General features: G+C 34.6%; 9 protein-coding genes. 4 read left to right on the top strand and 5 right to left on the bottom strand.

Annotated elements, in window-relative coordinates; genetic code table 11:
- Positions 1–243: 243 nt before the first annotated feature.
- Both HU235_RS18890 and HU235_RS18885 read left to right on the top strand, forming a co-directional pair.
- On the top strand, positions 244–1,014 hold the full coding sequence (locus tag HU235_RS18890) for an alpha/beta hydrolase family protein (RefSeq protein ID WP_174881223.1): 771 nt from the start codon (positions 244–246) through the stop codon (positions 1,012–1,014).
- A 202-nt stretch (positions 1,015–1,216) separates the two neighbouring features.
- Positions 1,217–1,558, top strand: a complete 342-nt coding sequence (locus HU235_RS18885) for a hypothetical protein (RefSeq protein ID WP_174881222.1) — start codon at positions 1,217–1,219, stop codon at positions 1,556–1,558.
- A gap of 178 nt (positions 1,559–1,736) precedes the next feature.
- On the opposite strand, the gene HU235_RS18880 is transcribed toward HU235_RS18885, so the two are convergent.
- The 5 genes from HU235_RS18880 to HU235_RS18860 are packed head-to-tail and all read right to left on the bottom strand — an operon-like array spanning position 1,737 to position 5,572.
- The gene (locus tag HU235_RS18880; protein WP_174881221.1) at positions 1,737–2,537 is read right to left on the bottom strand and encodes an ABC transporter ATP-binding protein; all 801 of its coding nucleotides are present in this window, start codon (positions 2,535–2,537) and stop codon (positions 1,737–1,739) included.
- Position 2,538: 1 nt separating this feature from the next.
- The gene (locus tag HU235_RS18875) at positions 2,539–3,579 is read right to left on the bottom strand and encodes a FecCD family ABC transporter permease (RefSeq protein ID WP_174881220.1); all 1,041 of its coding nucleotides are present in this window, start codon (positions 3,577–3,579) and stop codon (positions 2,539–2,541) included.
- Positions 3,576–4,001, bottom strand: coding sequence for a FecCD family ABC transporter permease (locus HU235_RS18870; RefSeq protein WP_174881219.1), 426 nt, complete (start codon positions 3,999–4,001; stop codon positions 3,576–3,578). The genes HU235_RS18875 and HU235_RS18870 overlap by 4 nt, the downstream gene beginning before the upstream one ends.
- Positions 3,931–4,599 (bottom strand): FecCD family ABC transporter permease, encoded by a 669-nt coding sequence (locus HU235_RS18865; RefSeq protein ID WP_174881218.1) that lies wholly within the window; start codon positions 4,597–4,599, stop codon positions 3,931–3,933. The genes HU235_RS18870 and HU235_RS18865 overlap by 71 nt, the downstream gene beginning before the upstream one ends.
- A gap of 4 nt (positions 4,600–4,603) precedes the next feature.
- Positions 4,604–5,572, bottom strand: coding sequence for an ABC transporter substrate-binding protein (locus tag HU235_RS18860; protein ID WP_174881217.1), 969 nt, complete (start codon positions 5,570–5,572; stop codon positions 4,604–4,606).
- A 598-nt stretch (positions 5,573–6,170) separates the two neighbouring features.
- Between HU235_RS18860 and HU235_RS18855 the strand changes: the two genes are divergently transcribed.
- Positions 6,171–6,737 (top strand): esterase/lipase family protein, encoded by a 567-nt coding sequence (locus HU235_RS18855; protein WP_370877289.1) that lies wholly within the window; start codon positions 6,171–6,173, stop codon positions 6,735–6,737.
- A gap of 313 nt (positions 6,738–7,050) precedes the next feature.
- Positions 7,051–7,575, top strand: a complete 525-nt coding sequence (locus HU235_RS18850; protein ID WP_174881216.1) for a hypothetical protein — start codon at positions 7,051–7,053, stop codon at positions 7,573–7,575.
- Positions 7,576–7,594 lie beyond the last annotated feature (19 nt).

Raw genomic sequence — 7,594 nt, 5'->3', positions numbered from 1 at the left:
CTCCTGCGGGATGCGTGGGAGAGGTGAGACCCCGCAGGTTTACACCGAGGAGGCTCACCACCCACCCCGCGGAAAGCGAGTACTGTAGCGGAAATCAACCAGAACGACCACTTACAAAAAGACACGGAGTTTAAAGCAGAATTCCAAATTATAGTTCGGATTTTTCTTATGTTAAAAATCTTTTGTCCCAACCTCCATTTTTTGTAATTAGTTTTATAATATTTGTTATTTGGAGGAATTACCTTGTATAGTAAACTTTGTATATCTTATGGTGAACATCCTTCCCAATTCGGTGAATTACGAAAGCCTAAGAGTTCAATACTTTGTCCAGTAGTTGTTTTAATCCATGGTGGTTTTTGGCAATCGAAATATAACCTAGAAGAAAATCACCCAATTGCTGATGATTTGACTCGTAGGGGATATGCTACTTGGAATATTGAGTATCGTAGAGTTGGCGAAGCTGGAGGAGGGTGGACCGGAACATTTAATGATGTTATTGCTGCTATCAATCATCTTTCTAACTTAAAGGAAAGCTATCTACTAGACCTTTCAAACGTAGTTATTGTTGGTCATTCAGCAGGTGGACATTTAGCACTTTGGCTTGCTGCTAGAAATGAAACAGTCCAGTCAGAAAGTCATTTTATTGAGTTAGATATTCCAATTAAGAAAGTAATAAGTTTGGCTGGAGTAACTGATCTAAAAAAGATGCGGAAAATTCACGAAGAAAAGGGAATAAAAAGTCCTGTAGACTCTTTTATTGGTGGAACTCCACAGATGGTTGCTGAACGTTACGAGAATGCATCTCCTATGGAGTTGCTACCAAAAAAGGTTGAACAAATTTTAATTCATGGAGAATTAGATCGTCATGTTCCTGTACAGCAGAGCAAAGATTATTATAACAAGCTTAAAGAACAAGAGGGGAATGTTAGTTTAGTTGTTCTACCAGATGTTGAACATTTTAAAATAATTGATCCTACTTCAATTGCATGGAATTCTGTAATCAGTTCAATATAGTTTTAAAATTTAATTTAAAATTTTGTAGCATAAATGCTCAATCCTTTTTTGTGATAAATTAAAATCTCTTTTTGGAAAAGAGAAAATTGTTTTACAATCTTTACTGGTGGGTCAAAAAACTCAGCAATTTCAGCACTATCAGAGTTGAATTTTATGATCAATTATAGTTTATGAACAAGAAGTGAAAAATTTGGAGGATATTATGACTTTTGATGAGTTAAGTAAAAACAAACCAACGTTAGAATGGAAACAAAGAATGGATGAGAATGAAGACCTATTTACTAATGAGAATATAAATGCAACTAATGAGATTCTTGATTCTTACATTCATAGCCTAAAAGAGCTTAGAGGTAATTCGACTAAGGATGAAGTAGTAGAATGTGTTAAAAAGGTAGTTATTAGTTTAAATGAACTAAATGAACATTATGATTACTTTATTGAGACAATGGAGAGAGAAGAACTATATGAGTTTATTACTGAAGCTGCAAGAATAGCTGGCTTTGAGTCTGATGATGACATAACTGAAGAATGGAGAGAATGGTAACTATTTATTGAAAGCATGAAGTTATAGCTTTGCAGAGCAATCGATAACATAGGAGAAGTTTATAACTCTTCTTAAAATAAGTATTAGAGGTGAAAACAAATATAAGGAGCTGATTCTTAAGTTGAATCAGCCTTTTCAACCTTATATTTTTTAGTTAAAAAATCGTTACCTAAGGAAATTAAATGGTATGTCCAACAGACTGGTAAGGTATACACACTGAATGGCCGCTTAAAGGATCTTCGATTATTCTAGCCTTAACTTTATAGACATCCATCAGCATTTGTTCGGTAATTACCTTATGAGGGTTTCCTTGTGCGTAAATCCCCCTGTCCTTAAGAATAATGATATGATCTGCGTAATTTAGTGCTTGGTTGATATCATGTAAGACCATAACAATGGTTTTGTTTTCGTTGTGATTTAATTGTTTTATTAGGTTTAACAAATCTAATTGATGTCGTACATCTAAAAATGTAGTTGGCTCATCAAGCAATAATATATCACTTGCTTGGGCCAAAGACAGAGCAAGCCAGGCTCGCTGTCTCTCACCACCGGATAATTCATCAAGTTGTCGATTCTGAAACGTTGATAAATTTGTTAATTCCAGAGCATATTCAATGGCAATATGATCCTGTTTACGAAGCATCTTTAAGGCACCTGAGTGCGGAAATCTGCCCTGTTCAACAAGTTCACGGACAGTCATACTTAATTGTGAATCATATGTTTGAGGTAGCATGGCAAGTTTCTTTGCGAGTTCTCTAAAAGACATTTCATGTGTTGCTTTCCCATTTAAATAAATGTTTCCTTTTTTTATAGGTAGTATTTTTGAGATTGCCTTTAATAAGGTGGATTTTCCGCTCCCGTTTATGCCGATAAGTACGGTTATCTTTCCCTTTGGAAATTGGAGTGATATATTTTCAATAATGTTCATACCGGAAATTCCCACATAGAGATTCTCTATTCTTATTGCAAAGTCTTCCATACTAATGCTTCCTCCTTCTCTTATTACTTAATAAGTACATAAAAAATGGCGCTCCTAATAGAGCTGTTATTGCACCAGTCGGTAATTGAACCTCACTGCTGAATTTTTCAATTGGCAAGGTTAGAACAAGACTTTGAGCAATTGCATCAGAAAGAACCAAAAGGAATGAGGAAATCAAAGCACTTAAAGGGAAGTGTTTTCTCGCATCTTCTCCTACTATCTTTTTGGCGATATGAGGGCCAATCAAGCCGATAAATCCAATAGCGCCAACGACTGAAATTGCTCCTGCCGTAAGGATAGCTGCAGTAGATAAGAGGAAAAGTCTAGCCCTTTTTACATTTAGTCCAATCAAACTTGCTTGGTGATCACCTAGACGTAAGCCGTTTGCTATAGCGGCACTACATAGGCCAATTGTAATAGACACGATAGCTATTGGAACCAAAATTTCAACATGAATCCATATACGTCCATTCAATGACCCGATAATCCAAAGCAACATATTTCCTAAGGCTTCTTGATTCCCCAAAAGAACAAATGTTGTAAATGATTGTAGAATAGAAGAGAGTATAACACCGACTAGGGCAATTTGCAGGTGACCTAGCTTACTCTGAGAACTTATATAAAAAACGGCAAATGTAATGAACAACCCACCGATGCATGAAATAATGGGAAGTAAATACGGTGATAAAGAAATACCATCACTATAAGTAAGCCAAACCACTGCAAATAGTACACTTCCAGACGTTACCCCTAAAATACCCGGTTCCGCTAATTCATTTCTTGTAACACTCTGTAAAAGGGCACCTGCTAAGCCAAGCATACCACCAGCTACTATAGCAACAATACCCCTGGGAATACGTAAATTCCAAATAATTTTTTCATGAAAATCTATCAAAGGGTTTCCAAGTAGTGCATAGTAAAATTCTGTCAAAGACAGTGTTACTTTCCCAGTAATAAGATTAAAGATGGAGATTGCGAATAATAGTAATGTAAAAATGAATATCCATTTTTCATGATCTCTGAATCTTGTACGTTGCTTCATTTATTACTCCTCCTTTTGACTAGGAAGATTAATAAAATAGAGCCACCAATAATTGTCGTTAGTAAGCCAACAGGTATTTCTAACGGATAAAAGAGTAATCTTGCTGCTAGATCAGCTCCCAATAATAAAACGCTTCCTATCATTGCAGCTGTAGGGAGGACTTTAAAAGCGTTTTCTGTTCTTAGCATTTTTCTTGCTAAATGGGGTGCAAGTAAGGATATATAACCGATTGGTCCACAATTAGCAATTACTGAAGATACTAAAAGTACACCAATGAATAAGATTAACAGCCTGACAGTCTGAACAGGTAAGCCTCGACCTTGTGCTGCTTCGTCCCCAAGTCGAAGCAGATTAAGCACCCGTGCAATTAGCATGCTTGCTGGTGGTAAATATGATAAACCATGGCAATAAATTTCCCACATGTGTCCAATTCCTATTTGCAAGACTACCAGTTAAAAAGAATAGCATTAGGCCAATATCATTTTGCTTCCCTAACGAAATGATAATGATTACTAAGGCACCTAAGAAGGCAGAAACAGCTGTTCCGATCAAAATAAAACTACTCTTTTGTAGTTTACCAAGTGCACTACCGATAACAATCAAACCACTTGTAAATCCTCCAATGAAAGCAAGTAAAGGATGAAGAGAAAAAGAGACTGGTAGATGAAATACTGTAATAATTGCCATCATAAAGGAAGCACCAGATGATACACCTATTAATTCAGGACCTGCTAAATGGTTTTGAAAACTATCTTGCAGCAAGACGCCGGTTATGGCAAGCATCATTCCAGACATTAATGCGATAATAGCACGAGGGAGGCGGATTTCATTTACAACAATCTGTGAAATTTTCTCTACTTCTTTTCCAGAAATCATTTCAATTAATGTGTTTACAGAGACAAACGGTTCACCTATTATTAGAGATGCCCCAAATAAAACAATAAAGATAGTCAAGGAAACAGCCAAAAATATAGTATATTTTTTGACTGATTCCTTTATAATGATTTCTCTATAAAGCATGCTTCTATTCCTCAACAGATTCTGGATATAGAATAGACATCGCTTCATTCAAGACGATTGACATTGACCCTATTCCTCTTCCATTTGCCCAAATATTTGTGCGCACTTCATGGACTTTGTTTTCCTTAACAGCTTTAAGCTCTGACCAAATAGGATTTTTCGCTAATTGTTCGGATAATGAAGGACTGCTTTCCGAACCGAAACTGAACGTCTCAACGAATATGACATCAGGATCTACTTTCAATACCTCTTCTAATGAAAACTGAACACCTCCATTATTATGACCTTCACCTGTGGGAGCCTCCCACGGATAATTAGTGATTTCAGATAAGAGTGAGCCCATAACTGACTTATTTGTATCTATTCCAAAATTCACATCTGAGCCATACATAATTAGAGCTGTTTTATCATGTGTTGACAATGTTTTATATTCTTCTAATTGCTTTTCAAATGTTTGTACTGCTTTACTTGCTTCATCCCTTTTTTGAAGCAGTTCACCAAGCTTTTCTACAGTTGAAATGGAATCATGATAGTCACCAGGTGAGGCAATATAAAGAGGTATTTCACTCCCTAATGCTTCACGAATATTATCATGTACCCCTCCTAAACCAATAACAAGGTCTAAGTCATTACTTAACATATCCTCCAAATTAGGCTCAAAAAATGATCCTCCGATAATGGCAATATCCTTACCTTTTTCTCCAAAAAATTCAGGCTCTTGTGTAATGCCATTAGATGAAACTGCTGTAGGAGTTAACCCTAGTTGCTTTAAAGTATCAACACATATTTCAGTTAAGCAACCAATTCTTTTAGGTGGATCCTCAAAAACTAATTCAGTTCCTGTGTCATCTGTTATTTTGATTTCTCTATTAGTGGAACTGCTTTCTAGGTTTTCTTGTACGTTGCGTTCATTACCACATGCAACAAGTAGTAACAGCGCTAAAATTACAATAAGATTTTTGTATTGTTTCATTTTTATGTACCTCCAAGAATGAAATAAATCGTAATCATTACTATTTAATGGTAGGTGGTCTCCGTGAACTTGTCAATAATAAATCGTATTAATTACGATTTATTATTGTTATCTTATTAGAATAGCTCCAATTTAGATCTAACTAATTTTCTAAAAACGTTGTTTTTTGGGAGGATTAAGCTAGTGAAAAAGGGTGTCTATTTTGTTTATAGAAGAGGAAAAACGATTGGACCCAGAACTGTTTTGGATAAGTTCTTTTGTATGTTGATTAAACCTGTTCTTATTATTTTTTTGATGGTTTTAATAGAGGAAGTGAGAGACTCCGAAGGAAGGATTAAGTAAAAAAATCCAAACCATAGAACTATGATTGTTACATAATTCGAAGTGTTTTTTAGTAAAATTTACCGATTTTTAGGATAAGCTTTGACATCTAATATTTATGCATATTATTATTTTAATAGATTGATTTTGGTAGTTATTGACATACTGATGCTCAATGAAAACAAGACTTGCTAAAATGTTAATATTATTTATTTAAATATTAGGAGGAATACTATTGAAGAAAGTTAAATTTTATTCCATGTTATTAAGTTTTGCTATGTTATTCTCAATCTTTATTAATTTTCAGCCTTCAGATGTTAGTGCTGCCACTGCTACATCTAAAACTCCAGTTGTTTTTGTTCACGGTTTAACTGGTTCTGACACAAATTTTGCACTCATTAAGAGATATTTACGTTCTCAAGGCTGGGCTGATAACGAGCTTTATGCGATTGACCTGCCAAGCAAACAGGGGCATCAAGAGCTAAATTCAACGGCAATTAAACTATTTGTCGATGATGTAATTAGTAAAACAGGCAGTTCAAAAGTAAATATTGTGGCACATAGTATGGGAGGAGCAAACAGCTTATATTACATCCTAAATAAAGGTGGCAGTTCCAAAGTGGAAAAGCTTATTACTTTAGGTGGGGCAAATCGACTTACGACAAATTATGCTCCTGAAGGAATTAAAACAACTTCTATCTATTCATCAAGTGATTATATTGTAAGACCGTATTTATCAATGCTTTACGGTGCAAATAATATTGAAATCCGTGGTGTTTCACATATTGGACTTCTTTCAAACTACCAAGTAAATAATCTTATAAAATCGGCTCTTGAAGAATAGAGTTATAAAAGAAATCGTAATAAAGTTATAAAGGTGATTCAGTAGAATCACCTTTTTGTATTACAAGAAATATTTGTCCAGAATAGCAAAGATGGTACATTTGAGACTGCATTGCTAAAGGAAGTGATACTTCAATAAGAAGTATCGTTTATTTAGGTTTTCTTTAAACTAAGACTTGAGGCTGATGAAAATTTGGACCTTAGATGTATAGAAAAGGAAATTCTAAATGGTAAGATTTTCTTGTGAAAATATGTAAATGTAAAGAAGTGGAGAACTTTTGATTTAGAAAATAATCTAATTTGGAGGTTAGCGTGTGTCTAGAGAGATTCGCTTATCAGAGAAGTTGCTATTAATAGGATTAAGTTTTATTTTAGTATTTATGATTGTTCAAGATTGGGTACCTATTGGCTCATTAAACGATGTTCAAGCAATTGCTAACGAACGATCATTTAATGAATTGCTGATTATCACAGTGTCAGGAATTGTCCAGATTTTAGTATTAATGACTTTTGTAATCATTTATATGGGGAAGTTATATCCAATTTGGGTTAAACTCTGGCTATTTATCCATCAAATTTGTATCTTTGTAGGGGTATTAATAGACTGGTGGATCCCATATCTTTTTGGATATGGTGCAGAAAAAAGAGTCGAAAGCTACAATCAAATGTTTGGAGATACGCACTTTTTTCTACCAGTAATGAATGGGATTGTTCCAAATACTTTACATACTATTTTCCATCTAACCTTGTTAATCTGTATATTCCTAACTATAAATGTAATTTTGAGTGATTCAAGAAAGGGAAACAGTAACTTTGTTAAATATAAAAATTTTCATTAGTTACAGGGGAGTGTTAATC

Source organism: Metabacillus niabensis (assembly GCF_902829255.1).
GTDB lineage: Bacteria > Bacillota > Bacilli > Bacillales > Bacillaceae > Metabacillus > Metabacillus niabensis.
The sequence above is the reverse complement of the archived record's forward strand: the minus strand, read 5'-3'. Positions and strand labels throughout refer to the sequence as shown.

Coding starts and splice junctions, on each gene's coding strand:
- HU235_RS18885 (WP_174881222.1), top strand. CDS start 1,217: ATGACTTTTGATGAGTTAAGTAAAAACAAACCAACGTTAGAATGGAAA.
- HU235_RS18880 (WP_174881221.1), bottom strand. CDS start 2,537: ATGGAAGACTTTGCAATAAGAATAGAGAATCTCTATGTGGGAATTTCC.
- HU235_RS18875 (WP_174881220.1), bottom strand. CDS start 3,579: ATGAAGCAACGTACAAGATTCAGAGATCATGAAAAATGGATATTCATT.
- HU235_RS18870 (WP_174881219.1), bottom strand. CDS start 4,001: ATGTGGGAAATTTATTGCCATGGTTTATCATATTTACCACCAGCAAGC.
- HU235_RS18865 (WP_174881218.1), bottom strand. CDS start 4,599: ATGCTTTATAGAGAAATCATTATAAAGGAATCAGTCAAAAAATATACT.
- HU235_RS18860 (WP_174881217.1), bottom strand. CDS start 5,572: ATGAAACAATACAAAAATCTTATTGTAATTTTAGCGCTGTTACTACTT.
- HU235_RS18855 (WP_370877289.1), top strand. CDS start 6,171: ATGTTATTCTCAATCTTTATTAATTTTCAGCCTTCAGATGTTAGTGCT.